This window comes from Fibrobacterota bacterium (genome assembly GCA_019509785.1).
Lineage (GTDB): Bacteria > Fibrobacterota > Fibrobacteria > UBA11236 > UBA11236 > Chersky-265.
In genome coordinates, this window is the sequence record JAEKLQ010000025.1 from 109,282 (window position 1) to 126,098 (window position 16,817).

Consider the following 16,817-nt stretch of genomic DNA (forward strand, 5'->3'; position numbering starts at 1 on the left):
CATGCTCCTGACCGTCCTTTTCTGGGTCCTTCTCGCGCTTATCCTGGTCGTGCTGGGAGCGGGCTTGGCGATGTTCCTGAAGGGACGCGCGGGGGATCGCCAATCCCAGGAGGATTCCTCCCCGATCTACGCCAGCGGCGTGTATTCCCTCATCCGCCGCTCGCCCCGCAAGGAACTCCAGGAACGCGAACCTCCCTTGGAGGAAGTGCAGGCCGTGCTGGCCTCGGCGGCGGGGAAAACCGCCAACGGATCGGCGGAGCAGTACCTGGACGAGTGGCGGCGGGTGGCCAATATTAGTATAAGTAACATCGAAAAAGGCGATAGGGAAGGAATCCAGACTTACAAGTACCAGGTCCCGGCCAAGTGCCAGAGTTCGTGCGCGATGTTCGGAGGCGACGCGTACGTCACCCGCGAGCAGATCCACAATCACGTGGCGCTCATCCCGCCGTTCCATCTGGGATGCGGGGTGCAATTGGCGACGAAGGAGGCCTGGAACGCGGCCAACGAGAATGCCGCCTGGACTCCGATCCTTCCCGTGAACGGTAAGTACCAGACGCCGGATTGGAGAAGCGTTGTCAAGTTATAGAGTCCCCCGCTCCCGCCTAGCCTATGGATTGCTCGCTTCCCTCCTTCTCCTGCCCGCGGCCGGGGCGAAGGCCCAGGGCGGATCGGCCGTCATCACCCTGGTGATGCCCGTGGGCGCGCGCCAGTTGGGAATGGGCGAAACCGGCGTGGCCATGGCCGACGACGTATTCGCGACCTTCTGGAATCCGGCCGGCATGGCCTTCGGCCCCCTCTCCAACGAATGGGAACTGGTTTATCCGAAGACCGATATGCGCGAATTCACGGTGCTGGCCACCAAGCCGCGTTCGGGATTCCTGCTTCACTCGACCGTATGGGCCGGGGCCAAGAAAAGCCTTTCGCTCTACAACGGCAAGGTGTGGCGCGTCGACCATGAGTACGTCATGGAGCAGGGCGATCAAATCGAGAAAATCGTGCGCCGCTACGCGGGCACGGGCGACAACCTGGACAGCCTGGTCAAGCGCGTAAAGGCCTATAACGGGCTCAAGTCCGCCAAGGACGAAGAAGATCTGATCAGCCTTAAGCTGCCTTACAACCTGCTCTTTCCCGACGAACCCGTAACGGCTTTGGCGCTGGACAATACCGATCGCCTGTGGGTGGGAACGACCGGCGGGCTGTACCGCTTCGACGGGTCGGGCTGGAAATCCTTCGATAAGGAGCCGGGCTTCACCTACCTGGGGAACGACTCTTCCCTGGTGAAGGGCGCCGACGCCAACTCGCCCGAAGTCGCCGCCGCGCTCGCCGCCTTGGACACCGCCCGTTTCCGTAAGCTGGCCGATTCCCTGGCCACCACCCGCAAGCCCGTCGCCGTCACGGACACCGCCAAGGCGAAGCTCGACACGGCTAAGATCAAGGTCTCGACCGCCGATAGCCTCAAGACCCGGCGCGTCGACGATTCCGTGGCCCGGGCTTCCATCGCCCGCAACGTCTATGACTCCCTATACCGCGAAGCCAAACAGGAAATCCTCGACGAAGCCGCCGCCCGCGCCGATTCGCTCGCTTCCAAGGCCAAGGCGGAGGCTTCCGCCAAGGGCGACTCCGCCTCGCCGTTCCGCAAGCTGGGAGTGACCTCCCTGACGGTGAAGGGCGCCAGCGTGTGGATCGGCACCACCGACGGCCTCTATGAGTACAAGAAGACCGCCGTTACCCGCCGCGGCCAGAACCTGCTGCCGAGCCAGTACATCACCGGCATCGCCGCCAACGAGAATTTGGACGAGATCTACGTCTCCCTCAAGGACGCCGGCATCGCCCGCTACATTCCCGCCAAATCGGCGGGCGCGGCCGCCAAATGGAAGCTCTTCAACGTGGCCGACGGCCTGGTGGATTCCTCCGCGCATCAGATCCTGCTGGACAAGGACGGGCACGTATGGGCCGCCCATGCCCACGGCATCAGCCACTACACCGCCTTGCGGGTATGGGAGAAAATCCACTTCAAGAAGCAGGAGCTGCGTTCCATCGCCCTCGACGAGGACGGCCATATCTGGATCGCCACCAACGAAGGCGCGTGGAAATACACGCCCAAGCACACGAACGCCCAAGGCCGTCTGGAGGAGAAGAAGGAGGCCAACGGGGCCGCTCCCAAGCAGGATCTCCGCGCCGACTGGGTGCATTTCCATACCGGCAACGGCCTCACCGACAAGGACGTCTACGACGTGAAGGCGCAGGGCCCGGACGTCTGGTTCGTTACCGGAGCGGGCATCGAGCGGTATAACAGCGCCAAGTCCCAGGTGGGCTTCTTTTACGAAAGCCTGCTGCCGGTGCTGAACTTGCCGGATCTGTACCATGCCTTCATGGCCGCCACCTTCCCGGTGGAAGAATGGGGCACCGTAGGCGGCTTCATCAACTACGTCTCCTTCGGGAAGAATACCCAGACCAACGCGGACGCCACCGAAGGCCGCACCTTCGACTCTTATGAGCTCGTGGGGGCCCTGAGCTACGGCACCAAGCTGTCGAAAAACCTGGGGCTGGGCCTCAACGCGAAGTTCATCTATTCCGCGCTGGCGCAGGGGGTGACCTCCTCGGGCGAACGCACCGACGGCATCGCCATCAGTTACGCCGTGGACGCGGGCCTATTGTGGAAGAACATCCTGGTGAAAGGCCTTTCCGCGGCCCTGGTGCTGCAGAATATGGGCCCCGCGGTGTTCTACGTGGACCAGGCCCAGGCCGATCCCATCCCCTTTACCTGGAAGGTGGGCCTCGCCTACGAACTGCTGCATCTGCCCAATCACCGCATCACCGTCGCCGCCGACGCCAACCGCGAGGCGGTCTACCGCGAGGGCAACGACGCCTCGCCCGTCTACATCGGGGCCTGGAAGGATCTCGTATACCCTTACCAGGACAAGGATCATTCGGCCACCTCGGTCTTCCGCGAGAACATCCGCCAGACGGTATACAATACCGGCGTCGAATACGTGATCGCCAACGTGGTGGCCCTGCGCAGCGGCTACCTGTACGATTTCCGCGGGCAGCGTTACGAGTTGGACATGGGCGCGGGCTTCATGATCTCGGACATCCTGCAGGTGGATGGGACCTTCATCAAGTCCTTCGATAACGGCATCCGCAACAACCAGAAGCGCTTCAGCATGCTGCTGCGCTTCTGAGCCCCTCCCTTTACCGCATTCTCCAACGCATCGGCGGCCGGAACCCCGGACGCCGCTTCAAGCCCGCATCAGCCGCGAAAACGTAATCGTGAAATCGGTCCGGATACGGTTCGGGAAATCCGAAGGGGGAGCTTCGGAGCAACGCACCCCGCGCAGGTGGCGCCAATGCGCCCCCAGCCCGGGCTTTACCGATGCGACGTCGAAATCCGAACTGTCGAAATCCATGTCGACGCAGGCCCGAATGATCAAATCGTCGCCCTCTTTCGTGAAGCATTCATTGGTCTGCCGGAATCCGCCCACGGTCGAATCGCAGGATCGCCGCGGTTGCAGGTTGATGAAGCCGCTGTCCGGGCGGCCCAACTTGCCGGACACCACCGTGTCCCTTTGCTTATCGAAGTAGATATACCGGTACCGGGCGGTGAAACTCTCCCCGGCTAGTTGAAAGGTCATCGAGGGCCAAAGGGTATCATCGATGTCGATCCGGTAGTTGGCGATGAGATCGGCGGGCGAGGCGAAGGAATCGACGGCAACGTTGTTACGGTAAACCACGCTCCATCCCGTGATCATGGGATCGGCGTAAGCGGCGTCGTCGGGCCCCAGATCCGGACCGAGGCCGCAACCTGCCGCCAATAGGGCCATGGGTAGAATTCGCTTAAGCATGGGAATCATCCCCGAACCTCAATTCTCCATCAGTTTATTCCAGGCCGCCTTCCCCTCGCCGAACGTCCCATGGCCGATACGCGCGTTGAAATCCGCGTCGCTGCGGATCCCCTGGTTGGGCACGATATCCTGCAGCCACAGTTCGGCCAATTTCTCGAGTAGATCCACCTGCTCCTGCTTCACCGCGTCGATATCCATCTTCGTCAAGGCTTCGAATTCGTCGATGGACAGGGGCGGATTCTCCTTGCGCCAGCCCGGAAGCGACCAGCCTCCCGTGGCCTTATCGAGAACGGGACGGACGACGGGGCTTAGGCGCACGATGCATCCGTTCGCGATGACCTGATCTTCCCGGGTCGGCAAGGGTTGCCCTAAGGCCACGTGGGCGGTGAAGGAAGCGGAATCGGGAGGATCGTCGATAATGCTTTGCGCCAATTCGATCAGGTCGTTGATAAGGCCGGTGGTCTCCTGGTGTCGGATCAATTCCGGGTATTGGGGAAGGCGATGATCCCCCAGCGGCAACGATACCTGGCCGGTCCCCAGGCTGAGCGCCTGGATGGACTGCGGGCCGCCCTGGTACCAATCGGGATTCGACAGCACCTCGGTCACGGCAGCCAATAGGGGATTGTTGTAACCGCCGATGGCGCCGTCCCAGAACCGGCGGTTCGCGTACGAAGGGCTGGCCGGAAGGACCGCGGGCGTATCGAAGTAATTGACGGGCGCGTTGCTGGAAGCATGCACGGCTTCGGCCAGGAGCGGAGGCTTGCATGTGTCGAAGTTGGCCGCCAGGCTCTTGATGTCGGAGCGGAAGAAGACCGCCTTTTTACGATCGTAGTCGAACGCGGTGATCATGAGCCGAAGCTTGTTCTCGCCGCTCCCGGGCCAGGCTTGCGCGGAGACTTGGTCCAAGGACGTCCCGCCGAATCCGGCGAAGACCTTGCGGAGGCCGCTGTACTTGCGGCCGGCGGAATAGCGCGGGCCCATGCGCAAGGCGGTCTCCAATGCCTTGTCCACGAAATGATCCAGCCAGCCGACCTCGTAGAAGATGCTTTGCCGCGTCCCCTCATCCTTGAAGAGGCCGATGATTTGCGCCGGGGTCATGTTCTCGATCAGGCCGCCCAGCACGATGGCCCCGCCCGAAGTGGCGGCCGCGAAATCGAAATTGGAGAGGATGTCCCGGCCGGGGATGTCGCCGAAAAGCTTCTGCAAGGCCTTGGCCTGGATCATCGCCCAGCTTCCGCCACCGTCTAAGGAAAGGATCCGGAATTTTTTCCCTATGGGCATGCTCGCCTCCTTGGTCGCTTGACCGGAAGGAATCTAATCCCAAGCCTCATTCATCTGCAATGGGTGATTCCGGAACGAAACGACCGGCCGTGGTATCGCCGTGGCCGGCGAGGGCGGATTAACGCGCTCCCGCCAGCCGTCGGGCACGTAATAGACGGGTCCGCAGGGCCGCCGGGTTTCGCGGATGACCCAGAGCAGGGAATCGCCGGCAGCCGAATCCTTGCGGAACCGGTAGGTAAGCGCCGCTTCCCCGTTCTTGCGGAAGATCATCCCGTAACCATAACCCGTATCGATCTTATCCGAGTTGATGATGATCCAGGCGGTGTCGAGGTCGAGCGCCCCATTCCGGAACGGCGCCACGAAACCGACGCGGCTGGAGCCGTCCGGGGGAATCAACCCGTTCAAGGGGACGTTCTCCAGGGCCGAACGACGTACTTCGGCGAGATCGCGGTAACGCGAATGGTACAGGACGTAAAGCGCGGAGGGGAATTCCAAGGAATCCGCCTCCGAAGGCACGCGCGGATCGAGGCTGAACTCCAGGATGCCTTGATAGCCTTCCGCGTCGGCGAGGCGGTTGTAAACCTCTTCCCCGACCCGCACCTTGCCCGAGCTGTCCGCCCACATGAAGACCTGGAACCATCGGCCGGGCTGCTCGACGCCGTTCACGGATTCGAACTGGGTGAATTCGGTACAGGTCGAGACGAAAGAATCGGGCTCCAGGTAGTTCGCCCCCGGGATCGGGATCGGCGCGCCCCCGGTATCCAAGAAGCATGCGGACAGGAGTCCCGCCGCCGCGGCGAGCGGGAGCCGCAGACCCATCAAACCCGCAACTCCTCCTGATCCAGATCTTTCCAGTCGGCATGCTTCGCCAGAACCGGCTCCACCTCTTGCGCCAGGAATTCCCGGGTGATTTCCGGCGAACGGCCCACGTACTTGGCGGCGTCCAGAACCTCGCCCAAGACGTTCGCGTCCATCCCGAATTGCGGATCCTTCGCTATGCGTTCCATCAGATCGTTGTCCAGGCCCTCTTGCTTCACGCGTTTGGCCGCCGCCAGGGAGTGCTTGCGGATGGCCTCGTGCAGCTCTTGGCGATCGCCGCCCCGCTTCACCCCGGCCATCATGATGTTCTCCGTAGCCATGAAGGGGAGCTCGGCCATGACGTGGCGTTCGATCATTTTCGGATAGACCACCAGGCCCTGGCATACGTTCTCGGCCAGGATGAGCATGGCGTCCATCGCCAGGAAGGCCTGGGGCACCGCCAAACGCTTGTTGGCGGAATCGTCCAAGGTGCGTTCGAACCATTGCGTCGAAGCCGTGAACTCCGCGCTGGGCAGCATGGCCTGCACGAAGCGGGACAACGATCCGATGCGCTCGGCGCGCATGGGATTGCGCTTGTAGGCCATGGCGCTGGATCCGATCTGATCGGCCTCGAAGGGTTCTTCGATTTCCTTCAGGTGCTGCAACAGGCGCAGGTCGGTGGAGAACTTGGCCAGGCTCTGGGCCAGGCTGGAGAGCACGGCGAGCACGCGGCTGTCGAGCTTGCGCGTGTATGTCTGGCCGGAAACGGCGAGGCTGCGGGCGAAACCCGCTTTCTTGGTCACCGCGGCGTCGAGCGCCTTGACCTTGGCATGATCGCCGTCGAAGAGCTCCAGGAAGCTGGCCTGGGTGCCGGTGGTGCCCTTCACGCCCAGGAAGGGGAGGTTCGCTTCCACGAAAACGAGTTCCTCCAGATCGAGCAGGAGATCCTGGATCCACAGGGTGGCGCGCTTGCCCACCGTGGTCAACTGGGCGGGCTGGAAATGGGTGAAGGCCAAGGTAGGCATGCCTTGGTATTGGCGGGCGAAACCGGCGAGGGCGGAGACCACGCGTAAGGTTCGGCGGCGCACCAGGTCCAGGCCGGCGCGCATCTGGATCAAATCGGTGTTATCGGTGACGTAGGCGGAAGTGGCGCCCAGATGGATGATGCCCGCGGCCGTCTTCGCCTGCAGCCCGAAAGCATGCACGTGGGCCATGACGTCGTGGCGTACGGCCTTCTCCCGCTTTTCCGCCTCGGCGAAATTGATGTCCGTCTCGAAGGCCTTGAGTTCGGCGATCTGGGCTTCGCTGATGGGCAAACCCAACTCCCGTTCCGCCTCGGCCAGCCATATCCACAGCCGCCTCCAGGTCTGATGCTTGAATTGGGGCGAGAACAGGAAACCCATGCGCGCGGAGGCGTAGCGTTTGCTGAGGGGATTTTCGTACTGGCGGCTGTCGGTCATGGGGGCCAAAGGTAGCTCCGGGGCGGGGGTCGATCAAACGGGGTGGCTCGAAGTGTTTAATTTTCCCGCTCATGACGGTCCCTCCCGCGTCCCGGCTTTTCTTCACTTATGGAACCCTGATGCTCACCACCGGAATCGCCGCCGTGGACGATGCGATGCGCAAAGCGGGGACCTCCCTCGGGCGCGGCCACGTGCATGGGCATCTTTATGATCTGGGGGATTACCCGGGCGCGGTGACGGCGACGCCGGGCGATGGCGCCGGCGAGGATGGGCCGAAGGTGTGGGGGCATCTGCTCCGCCTGGACGATCCGGATGCGTTGTTTTCCGTTCTCGATCCGTACGAAGGGTTCGATGCCGGGAATCGGGCCGCTTCCGAATTCGTGCGGGATCGGGCGACCGTGGTTTTGACCGCGACAGGAGCATATTATGACGCGCAGATCTACTGGTACAACTTCACCGTGGCCGGGCGCGCGCTTATCGGGTCGGGGGATTATCTGGCGCATTGGGCCGCGAAGGGCAGGCCGCGCCAGGCGCGCATCCCCTAGCGGTTACGGGAGATCGCTTCGGCTTCGTCGCATGGACATGGGGATCGGAAAAGCATTGTTCATCTCCCTCGCCTCCCTACTGGCCGGATGCGGATACCACCGGGATCCTTGCGCCTCTAAGGGGTTATTCGATGAAGGCCCTTGCTACACCCAGAGCGAGCAGGGATATCGCGACATCGTGTGGATCGATTCGGCAGGCGCCCGCCACGCGATCGATCCCGCCGGCTACGTCAGCGAACTATCCGGATACCAATCCGATGGGTCCCATTCGGAAAGCCGGTTTGGCTTCTTTCTCGATCCCGCCGTCCGATCCGATGGTTGCAGGCTGGCGATTACCTACCACGATTCCGGGTCGTGGGCCACCGGGAAGGATACCGTCCGCGCGGGCGGCGTGCGGCTCCAGGGGTATCGCCCCGACGGCTATCCGCCTTGGAAGCCCGACGATGCCTGCGGTCGGATCGAGTTCCCGGATGGCATGGAGTGGATGGTCAAAACCAACAGCGAATCCTTTGCCGACGTCGAAGGCTCCGGGCACGGCCAGGACGAAACCTACAGAATGGGTATCCGCTGGGGACGCGAGCGCATGGAGGCGACCTATCATACCCGTTACTGGACGGTATTGACCCCCTAGACGCGCGAAAGCCCGGGGGCGCTCAGGACCCCCGGGCCCCGCGGCCTCCGCGGCCCCTGCCGCATCGCCGCTTGGCGTAACCGGAATGTTACCTTGGTTATGGCATTCCGGGCCTTACTTGGCCGTCTTTTTGGCGGAGGCAGAAGCCTGGGCGCCTTTCACGAGGCGGGCGATGTCGGCCTTGAACTGGGTTTCATCCACGCGCATCCCGTTCAAAAGGGTGCTCATCTCGCGGGTGAAGGCGGCCATGCCGATGGCTTCGGACAATTCCTCTTCGGTCGCGCCGTTGAGCTTGGCGAACTCGGTATGCGCGATGATGCAGTACTTGCACGGGATTTGCGCGGCCACCGCCAAGCCCACCAACTCCTTGTCCTTGCCCTTGAGATCGGTTCCGGGATTGAGCTGCACGTCCTTGAACAGGCGCCAGGCGCCGGCGCGGCCTTGATCCGGGAACTTGCGCAGGAACTCGGGAGCCAGCCCCAAGGTACGGCTGATGTCCTGGAGGGCGCTGGCGCCATCGGTCACCGCTACGGCCTTCCCGCTTTGTCCCGACGATCCTTTCTTCGCGTTGGCCACGATCTTGGCGATCTCGGAGCGGAACTTGCCCTCGTCCATCTGGTTCCCGTTCAAGACCGTGCTCCAATGCCGGGTGATGGCCGCCATGGAGACCGCTTCGCCCAGCTCGGCGTCGCAGGCCCCGTTGAGCTTGGCGAATTCGCTATGGGCCTCGATGCAATAGCGGCAGGGGATTTGCGCCGCCACTCCCAAGCCGATCAACTCCTTCTCTTTGCCCGAAAGGGCGGTCTTGGGGTTCATCTGCAATCCTTTCATCTCCTCCCATACGCCGGGCAGGGCTTCGGCGGGGAAGGCCTCGAAGAATTGGGGCACGAAACCCAGGGTCTTCTGGATATCGGCGGTCGTGGCGGAATAGGGCGAATCCGGGGCATCTTTCGATGCGGGGGCCTCGGCGCCGCGGGCGATGCCGGCGAAGGCGCCCAGGGCCATGGCGGTCGAAGCAGCGACGGCCAAGAGGGTCGCGCGCAGGGTTTTGTTCTGGGGGATTATTTGCTTGAGCATGGGAAGTCTCCTCGTTTTCCGTTCCGTCCCCCGGTGCCGGACCGCGAAGCGCGGCGCGTCCAGGTGACAAAGGGAAAATTACGGGACCCCCGTGTGAAGCCCCGTGTGAGGGCATGTGTGAGAGGGAAAAGACCGGAAATCAGGCGGAAGGAGCGGTTGCGAGGCCCAAGCCATCGGCCAATTCCCCGGCCAATCGGCGCACGCGCAAGGGGAGCACGCGGGTCGCGGCGAGGGCGGGCTCGAGTTCGCGCCAGCATTGTTCGGCCTCGGGCTTGCGCCCTTGGGACAAGGCGGAAAGGCCGAGCAGGCAACGGGCCCATACCGGTTCGGTTGCACGGAGCAGGGGTTCGCAACGGGCGATGGCTTCGGCGCAACGTTCGGCGATAAGGCCATGCTCGCCGGCGCGACATTCGCGTTCGGCTCGCATCAACTGCATATACGCGGGCATGACCTTGACGTTGTCGGCGCGTAGCAGGGCCAGGGTGGCATCGAAGAGCGCCTCAGCGCCGGTATCCCCCATTTGTAGGCGGGCCAGCGCTTCCAGGGCCTGGCCGAAATGCCGGTCCGCGGAATGCCGCACTACATCGTCCAATGCGTGAATCTCACGGACATGGGCCAACGCTTCCAAGGGATTTCCCTCCTCGAGTTCGAGCCTGGCAAGGTCACAGAGTATCTGGAACTCGAATTGAGGAAGCTCTTTTTCCCGCATCAGGATGCGGGCCAAGCGCAAGTGGGCGCGCGCCTCGTCCAGCCGCCCATCGCGGTGCGCGAGCCAACCGAGCCCCGTGCGCGTATCCGCTTCCTCCAGTTTGTGCTGGCGGCAAATGGACTCGGAGTGCGATAACAAGGCCCGCGCTTTGGGAATCTCTTGATCGGTGGCCAAAAGGCAAAGCGCCATGCCTGACAAGCTGAAGGCGCGGGCCAGGGGATCTTCGATTTGCGCGGCCCCCTCCTCAATATCCAGAACCACCAATCCGCGCAAGACGCTGGGATCCGGCCCGGTGAATTGGATTACCGAAAGCGCATATATGGCGGCCAAGCGCGTTTCCTCCTGACCCGCGGCCTTGGCCCTGGCTGCCAAACGCGCCAAGCGAAATTCGATTCCCGCGGGATAATCCGGCTGGTTATGGCCGGCACGGTTGGCGAGGAGGCAAAATTCGCGGCATAGGGCCCAATGACCGCCTATACGCTCGAGATGATCAATCCCGCGCTCAATGAAGTCCACCATGGACGGGAATGCCCGAAGGCGGAAGCAATGGGTCCCGGCCTCAAAGCAGGCCTCGGCCGCCAGGGTCCAGCGTTCGCCGGCCTCGGCGTGCGCGGCGACTTCTTCCCAGCCGCGCCTCAAGGCGGGATGCGATCGTAACGTCTCGGCTACGTGGGCGCGCATGCGCGCCCGGCGCGGGGCCGACAGGGTCTCCTGCGCCCGCAGCCGGATCAGGTCGTGGCCGAAGAGGTATTCCATGCCGGCCTCCCCTTCCATCACCCGCATCAGGCCCTGTCCTTCCAGGCGCTCCAAGGCGGCCAACAGGGTATGCACCGGCATTTCCAAAAGCGATTCCAGCAAGGCGGGCGGAGCGCCGCGGCCCAGGAGCGAGGCCCATTGCAGCACCAGGCGGCCGTCCTCGCCGGCCAGGCGGATGCGTTCGTCCAGCATGGCTTCGAGGCTGGCCCGCGGCCCCGCGCCCGTGTCCATGGCCAGAGCGAGCGAAGCCAGGGGATGCCCCGCGCTGCGCGCGAAGACCTCGCCGGGATCGCGATCGGAGCCGGCGGACTTGAGCAGGGAGGCGGTGCCCGCGGCGTCCAAAGGGCCCACCGGCCAGGTCTCGCAAAGGTTTTCCCGCTGCGCCAGGCGCAGGAACGGTTCGATGGGAGGATGGGCCGGGGCGGCGACGTTGCGCATGCCCGCCAAGGCCAGGCGGAACGGGCATTCGGCGTCGCGCAGGAGGTATTGCAGCAAGGCCACGGAGGCGCCGTCCAGCCAATGCACGTCGTCGAGGACCAGGGCCAAGGGCGCTTCGGCGGCCAGGGCCGCGAGCCAGGCGCGCATGGCTTCGAAGAGGGCGGACTGATCGGAATGGCCTTTATCCGGGCTCCCGGAAGGCCTGACCAGGGGGCATTCGGCCGATCCCGCCGGCAGGCCGCGCGCGGCATCGATCCAAGGGCCCAGGGCCCGATCGCTTTCGGCCTCGAAGGCGCGGCCTTGCAGAACGCGCCAGCCCCGCGCCGCCAAGGCATCGCCCATCTCTTCCAGCAGACGCGTCTTGCCGATTCCCGGCTCGCCTACCAGCAAGCGCAGGCGCCGGTCCGGCGTCGCGGCCAGCAGCGCGGCGAAGCGCGCGAGCTCGGAGGCGCGGCCGGCGATGGGCGGGCGCACGGTAACCGGGACGTTAACAGGGCGGATGATGGTCGCCCCGGGCGCGGGGGCGGGCTGCGATCCGGGCGCGGCGGGTCCGGAATTCCCCAACGGGCCGATGGCGACGCGCGCCTTCTCCAAGGCGGGGCCGGGAACGGATCCGTTCCGGCGCAGCATCTGCGCGCAACGTTCGTAATGGGCCAGCGCCTCGCGCTTGCGGCCCAGGGCGATGAGGGATTCCACGATGGCGATATGGGGGCGCTCGTCCAAGGGATCTTGTTGCACCCACACGTGGGCCAGGCGCAGCCTGGCTTCGGGAAGGCCGGCATGGCGGCGCAAGGCCTCCGCGAAAACGGCGGCCCGCGCCTGGGTCAAGGACTTCTCCTCCCCCAAGCGCCAGCTTTCGAAGCGGATGGCATCGTTCAGATCGAGATCGGCCAGGAAGGGGCCGGTAAGCTGGGCCACCGCGCTTTCCAAGACGGCGGTTTCGGCCTGGTCGGGGGCGCGGGCCAGGTCCCGCAAGCGCCGCGCATCCACCTCCCAACCGCCGGGCTCCACCCATAAGGCGTCGTCCTCGGCGATCAGGCGCGCCGCGCCTCCGGAGTCGAGCACGGTCTTGAGGCGCGACAGGCACCAGCGCAAGGCCCCGCGCGGATCGGGCGAGTTCTCCCAGAGCAACTCGCAAAGGCGGGCCCGCTGCAAGGGCCTTTCCGCCGTGGCCAGGCAAGCCAACAGTGCCCGGGCTTGTCGCGAAGCCGGCAGCCCCAGGGGATCGTCCCCCAGCCAGGCGCGGAGACCTCCGAAAGTCTGGATGCGCAATTGGGGTTGGATGATATTTTCTCCTGGACCGGCACGTTGCCGCGGAGGAAAACTAATATCCCGCGGGCCGCGAAAGGGCGGTGGGATTTCCGCCCCCGAAAAAGCATCTTAAAGCTATGACCCCGATGTACTTGCCTTTCGCTTTGATCCTCGCCTTCGCCGGCACTGCCGCCGCGCAGACCTGCCATGCCCCCGAATCCCGGCAATTCGCCGACCAAGGCGGCCCCCACGTCGCGGAATGCACCGAACTATCGTACGCTCAGTATCCGCCCACTTCAGGCCGCCATTTCGACGGCATCTGGGCCAACCCCGGCACCTATCGCTTCGTCGTCAATACCGGATACTGGTTGCACTCCGCCGAGCACGGCTCGGTCATTTTCCTGATCAATTGCCGCCTCGATCCCGATTGCGGGGTCGACTACGGCCGCCTTCAGGCCATCGCGGACGCCTTCCCGAACGACACCGTCTGCGCCGGCACCAAGTACAAGCATCGCATCGTCATAAGCGCCGATACCCTGATCACGACGCGATACGCGGCGGTGGCTTGGGATTGGAGCCTGGAATCGGACTGTTTCGATTCGACCGCCTTCGCGGGATTCCTGAAGGCCCATTACGCGCAAGCGCCGGAAGACATCTGCGGCTTCGGTACGGATTTCACCGGCACCGGATGGTGCAATGGCCCTTTGGCATTGAAAGCCCCGCGGACGCCCGCCCGCAAGGCGGCCCGGACCTGGCATGCATCCTTCTGGCCGGGTCTTCCCGAGAACGTCCGTCCCGACGGCAAAAACCTTAAGCCTTAAGCCCCTCCGGAATCCCCGAACATGCCGGTCGTCTATCTCGAACCGAACCAGGAAGAAACCCTCAACCGGCATGATTTCTGGCGCGGCTGCTATGCCACCATGTTGGCCGAACTCAAGCAGGAGGAAATCTTCGAATTCTTCGCGGCCCTTCCCATGGTGAAGGGGGGCCGCAAAATCGAAGGCGTCGAGTTCTTCAATCTGCTTTGGAACGAAAAAGGGCTCATCCCGATGGACTGGAACTACGGTTCCATCCATCCCATGGAAAAGTTCCTCATCGACCACGGCTACGACGCCATCGCCTTCTTCCGCAAAATGCTTCACCGCAACAACCGGGCGACCTATATGCCCGGCAAGATCCTGCTTTCCTGGTTCTATCCCGTGATGGACAAATTCTTCGATCGGTTCGATCCGCGCGAGACCGTCCTGCACATGGTCACGATCTATACGGAGAATTACGTCGAGGGCACTATCCACCGCCGCATCAAGAAGGTCGTGGACGGCGAATGGATGTACTCCTACATGATGTTCATCGGGCACAAGTCCTTCAAGAAGTTCTACGTATTCAACTTCGACTTCATCGTGGGCGAGCAGATCCGGGCCTTCCCGAAAATGATGGACCTACCGGAGTTCGAGGATCTCTCGTTCCTGGCCGATTGCCAGCGCATCGAAGACGTACTTTGGTCGGGGGATTTCTCGCGAGACCAGGATGGCCTGCGCCGGAACGGCGAACTGCTCGCGGTCCCCGATCGATACCACGCATTCCTGGACCGGGGCGGGTTCGAGTACCGCAAGCTGAACGTCCCTGATTGGCCCGTCCTGATCGCCTTGCGGGACGTCGATTGCCCGGTCCGCAAGCGCCGCGTCATCTACAAGGGATGCGCGTACGAGGCCCCAGCCTATATAACCGTCATCAAGCACCGGAAAAACACGCCCGAAGAACGCAAGCTACTCAAGCATATGCTGCGCGACACCGTGGAGGAAGACGAGCTTTTCCCTCCCGAAGTGGTCCGCAGGCACGAGCAATTGATCCGAAGCCTCGAGAAAAAGGCGGTCTTCGCTTATCATCCCGAAGATGAAAGCATCGCCGTGAACGGGGAATACCTCACCAAGGGGATCCCCGCGAAAATTCTCAGGAGCATCCTCGTCTCCCATGCCCGCGAGGGCCGTACGGTTTTCGAATACCGCGACTTCAAGCGGGACTTCGAGATCAACCTCGGGCAGAAGAATTCGAACTTCGAGATCCGGTTCTACCGCCTGATGGATAAGCTGGAGGAGAAAGATTGCGGCGTGCGAATCGAGAAGGGCGAGCGGGGACGCTTTTCCCTGGTCACCTCCGGTTGCAAGGTGATCCTGGAAGAAGCGGGCATCAAGGCCCCGTAAAGGACGGCGGCCTAATCGACGGTAGAATGAAATAACCAGTTCGAGTACGGGCGGGACATTTATTACGATTATCAGCATCCAGGAATAGCGGCGAGCGTCGTTTATTCGCGCAGCGGGAGGCAAATGGCGCCGGGAAAATGCGATACGCCCTTGAGGGGGTGGTTGTCTTCGCTGGTAATCGGGACCCTGGGGATCTCTTCGATGAGCGGCGCTTATGCGTTGACGATCGAAAGCCAGGACATGGGCTACATACCAGGGCATACCTACAACTATACCGAAGGACCCTTCCAGTCGACCGGGCTCGATCTTTCCGAAGGAACCGGAAAACGATGGGATTTCGCTACGTTCACGGGGAGTTGGTATTACAATTACACCAAAATTTATAGCGTAAGTAACGTCGCCAAATTCCCTTCGGCGACTATCGCGATCGATTACGCGGGCATGACCTTAGCCGCCTTCTCGGGAACCCAATATTACCGGGAACAGAATGGCGATTTGCAATACCTTGGCGAAATAGCGGGCACCTCCACGAACGTGTATAGCCCGTTCATTTCCATGGGGCTGCCTCATTCGGTCGGGAAGACATGGAGCAGCAGTTATACCTACAATGGGACTGCGCAGTCGCAGGACGGGAAGGTAATCGCGGATGGGACGATTACCACGAAATTAGGTAGTTTCCCGGCCATTCTCGTCAAGTACCAAACCGGATCCACCCCCACGTACAACTTCGAAACGAAGGAATATGGACGCATCGCGTATTTCGCCCTCAACAACCTGATGGTGCTGACATCCGGTACGAAAAATACGGGCATAAGGATCCGCCCGAGGGCTGGCGCTTCGGAACGGAATTTCTTTTCCTGCTCTGGAGAGCCAGGGGCCATATCCATCAGGTCGGAACTGGCCGGTCAAGTCCGGATGTATTCGGCGGACGGCGGTCTCGTCCGCTTTGCGGAGATCAATGCCGGCATACCTTGGCAAACGCATACCGCATCGGGCGCGTATGTTATCGATTTCGCTTCTCCCCAATACAGCATCTCCCGGAGCGTAACGGTCGGGAAATAGCGCGGGAGTGCCGGTCTAGACCTTCACCTTCCCCGGGATGGAACCCAAGGCCAGCGGCTCCAGCGCGGCGACCAGATCCTCCGAAGTTACCGTAGCGCCGAAGATACCCCCCTGCATGCCGATCATGCTGATGGCCGCCTCATGGTTGCGCTTGTCCGTGGCGGCCGTCCCGTCGGTGATCATACAGCATTCGAAGCCTCGATCGTTGGCCTCGCGCATGGTGGTATGCACGCAGACGTCTGTGGTGATCCCGCAGAGGATCAGATGGGTGACTCCCTTGGTCCTCAGGATATGCTCCAGATCGGTGGCGTAGAAGCTGCCCTTGCCGGGTTTGTCCACCATCACTTCGCCGGCGGCCGGCTTCAGCTCCGGGATGATTTCCCAGCCCGGTTCGCCGCGCACCAGGATGCGGCCCTGCGGCCCCGGTTCGCCGATGCCCGGGCAGACCCGACGGCTGCGCCAGCTCTTGTTGGCCGGAAGATCGACCAGCTCGGGCCGATGGCCTTCGCGCGTATGGATGATCATCATTCCCGGGACCCGGCGCGCGGCCGCCAGGACGCGCTGGATGGGCCCGATGGCCGCGCGCGTCAGCCCGATATCGTAGCCCATGGAATCGACATAGCCCCCCGGGCCGCAGAAGTCGACCTGCATGTCGATCACGATCAAGGCCGACCGGCGCGGCTCTACTTCGCCGTCGAAGGGCCAGGGGTATGGCTCGGCGATCACCTTGAATCCTTTCATCGAACTTCCTCCTCCGCCCGCCGCG

14 protein-coding genes and 1 pseudogene are annotated in these 16,817 nt (G+C 62.9%); 7 read left to right on the forward strand and 8 right to left on the reverse strand.

Features of this window, described 5'->3' with window-relative positions; genetic code table 11:
* Nucleotide 1 precedes the first annotated feature (1 nt).
* Together JF616_04570 and JF616_04575 are read left to right on the forward strand one after the other, a co-directional pair.
* Nucleotides 2-586, forward strand: a complete 585-nt coding sequence (locus JF616_04570; protein MBW8887015.1) for a hypothetical protein — start codon at nucleotides 2-4, stop codon at nucleotides 584-586.
* A complete protein-coding gene (locus tag JF616_04575) occupies nucleotides 573-3,182 on the forward strand; it encodes a PorV/PorQ family protein (protein MBW8887016.1) in 2,610 nt (869 codons plus the stop codon). Before JF616_04570 ends, JF616_04575 begins: the two co-directional genes overlap by 14 nt.
* Before the next feature lie 57 nt (nucleotides 3,183-3,239).
* On the opposite strand, the gene JF616_04580 is transcribed toward JF616_04575, so the two are convergent.
* The 4 genes from JF616_04580 to JF616_04595 are packed head-to-tail and all read right to left on the reverse strand — an operon-like array spanning nucleotide 3,240 to nucleotide 7,381.
* Nucleotides 3,240-3,842: a hypothetical protein gene (locus JF616_04580; GenBank protein ID MBW8887017.1), complete on the reverse strand. Its 603-nt coding sequence runs from the start codon at nucleotides 3,840-3,842 to the stop codon at nucleotides 3,240-3,242.
* Between the two features lie 18 nt (nucleotides 3,843-3,860).
* Nucleotides 3,861-5,123 (reverse strand): patatin-like phospholipase family protein, encoded by a 1,263-nt coding sequence (locus JF616_04585; GenBank protein ID MBW8887018.1) that lies wholly within the window; start codon nucleotides 5,121-5,123, stop codon nucleotides 3,861-3,863.
* Nucleotides 5,124-5,156: 33 nt separating this feature from the next.
* A complete protein-coding gene (locus JF616_04590) occupies nucleotides 5,157-5,942 on the reverse strand; it encodes a hypothetical protein (protein ID MBW8887019.1) in 786 nt (261 codons plus the stop codon).
* A complete protein-coding gene (locus JF616_04595; protein ID MBW8887020.1) occupies nucleotides 5,942-7,381 on the reverse strand; it encodes an adenylosuccinate lyase in 1,440 nt (479 codons plus the stop codon). The genes JF616_04590 and JF616_04595 overlap by 1 nt, the downstream gene beginning before the upstream one ends.
* A 71-nt stretch (nucleotides 7,382-7,452) precedes the next feature.
* On the opposite strand from JF616_04595, the gene JF616_04600 reads away from it, so the two are divergent.
* The gene (locus JF616_04600) at nucleotides 7,453-7,926 is read left to right on the forward strand and encodes a gamma-glutamylcyclotransferase (GenBank protein ID MBW8887021.1); all 474 of its coding nucleotides are present in this window, start codon (nucleotides 7,453-7,455) and stop codon (nucleotides 7,924-7,926) included.
* A 55-nt stretch (nucleotides 7,927-7,981) separates the two neighbouring features.
* Complete coding sequence (locus JF616_04605) at nucleotides 7,982-8,557, forward strand: hypothetical protein (GenBank protein MBW8887022.1); 576 nt, start codon at nucleotides 7,982-7,984, stop codon at nucleotides 8,555-8,557.
* A gap of 114 nt (nucleotides 8,558-8,671) precedes the next feature.
* Here JF616_04605 and JF616_04610 read toward each other — a convergent pair whose 3' ends face one another.
* From JF616_04610 to JF616_04620, 3 genes and pseudogenes are all read right to left on the reverse strand, one after another.
* Nucleotides 8,672-9,172, reverse strand: coding sequence for a carboxymuconolactone decarboxylase family protein (locus JF616_04610; protein ID MBW8887023.1), 501 nt, complete (start codon nucleotides 9,170-9,172; stop codon nucleotides 8,672-8,674).
* Nucleotides 9,167-9,562 (reverse strand): annotated as a pseudogene (locus JF616_04615) (carboxymuconolactone decarboxylase family protein). Before JF616_04615 ends, JF616_04610 begins: the two are co-directional and overlap by 6 nt.
* A 211-nt stretch (nucleotides 9,563-9,773) precedes the next feature.
* Nucleotides 9,774-12,809 (reverse strand): AAA family ATPase, encoded by a 3,036-nt coding sequence (locus JF616_04620; protein MBW8887024.1) that lies wholly within the window; start codon nucleotides 12,807-12,809, stop codon nucleotides 9,774-9,776.
* A gap of 116 nt (nucleotides 12,810-12,925) precedes the next feature.
* Here JF616_04620 and JF616_04625 point away from each other — a divergent pair, with 116 nt between their 5' ends.
* The 3 genes from JF616_04625 (at nucleotide 12,926) to JF616_04635 (ending at nucleotide 16,051) form a co-directional block, all read left to right on the forward strand.
* Complete coding sequence (locus JF616_04625; protein MBW8887025.1) at nucleotides 12,926-13,609, forward strand: DUF3105 domain-containing protein; 684 nt, start codon at nucleotides 12,926-12,928, stop codon at nucleotides 13,607-13,609.
* Nucleotides 13,610-13,630: 21 nt separating this feature from the next.
* Nucleotides 13,631-14,989, forward strand: coding sequence for a hypothetical protein (locus JF616_04630; GenBank protein ID MBW8887026.1), 1,359 nt, complete (start codon nucleotides 13,631-13,633; stop codon nucleotides 14,987-14,989).
* A 201-nt stretch (nucleotides 14,990-15,190) separates the two neighbouring features.
* Entirely contained in the window at nucleotides 15,191-16,051 is an 861-nt protein-coding gene (locus JF616_04635) for a hypothetical protein (GenBank protein MBW8887027.1), read from the forward strand.
* A 15-nt stretch (nucleotides 16,052-16,066) separates the two neighbouring features.
* Here JF616_04635 and JF616_04640 read toward each other — a convergent pair whose 3' ends face one another.
* Nucleotides 16,067-16,792 (reverse strand): cysteine hydrolase, encoded by a 726-nt coding sequence (locus JF616_04640; protein ID MBW8887028.1) that lies wholly within the window; start codon nucleotides 16,790-16,792, stop codon nucleotides 16,067-16,069.
* Between the last annotated feature and the right edge of the window lie 25 nt (nucleotides 16,793-16,817).

Coding starts and splice junctions, on each gene's coding strand:
- JF616_04570 (MBW8887015.1), top strand. CDS start 2: ATGCTCCTGACCGTCCTTTTCTGGGTCCTTCTCGCGCTTATCCTGGTC.
- JF616_04580 (MBW8887017.1), bottom strand. CDS start 3,842: ATGCTTAAGCGAATTCTACCCATGGCCCTATTGGCGGCAGGTTGCGGC.
- JF616_04585 (MBW8887018.1), bottom strand. CDS start 5,123: ATGCCCATAGGGAAAAAATTCCGGATCCTTTCCTTAGACGGTGGCGGA.
- JF616_04590 (MBW8887019.1), bottom strand. CDS start 5,942: ATGGGTCTGCGGCTCCCGCTCGCCGCGGCGGCGGGACTCCTGTCCGCA.
- JF616_04595 (MBW8887020.1), bottom strand. CDS start 7,381: ATGACCGACAGCCGCCAGTACGAAAATCCCCTCAGCAAACGCTACGCC.
- JF616_04600 (MBW8887021.1), top strand. CDS start 7,453: ATGACGGTCCCTCCCGCGTCCCGGCTTTTCTTCACTTATGGAACCCTG.
- JF616_04610 (MBW8887023.1), bottom strand. CDS start 9,172: ATGGACGAGGGCAAGTTCCGCTCCGAGATCGCCAAGATCGTGGCCAAC.
- JF616_04625 (MBW8887025.1), top strand. CDS start 12,926: ATGACCCCGATGTACTTGCCTTTCGCTTTGATCCTCGCCTTCGCCGGC.
- JF616_04630 (MBW8887026.1), top strand. CDS start 13,631: ATGCCGGTCGTCTATCTCGAACCGAACCAGGAAGAAACCCTCAACCGG.
- JF616_04635 (MBW8887027.1), top strand. CDS start 15,191: ATGAGCGGCGCTTATGCGTTGACGATCGAAAGCCAGGACATGGGCTAC.
- JF616_04640 (MBW8887028.1), bottom strand. CDS start 16,792: ATGAAAGGATTCAAGGTGATCGCCGAGCCATACCCCTGGCCCTTCGAC.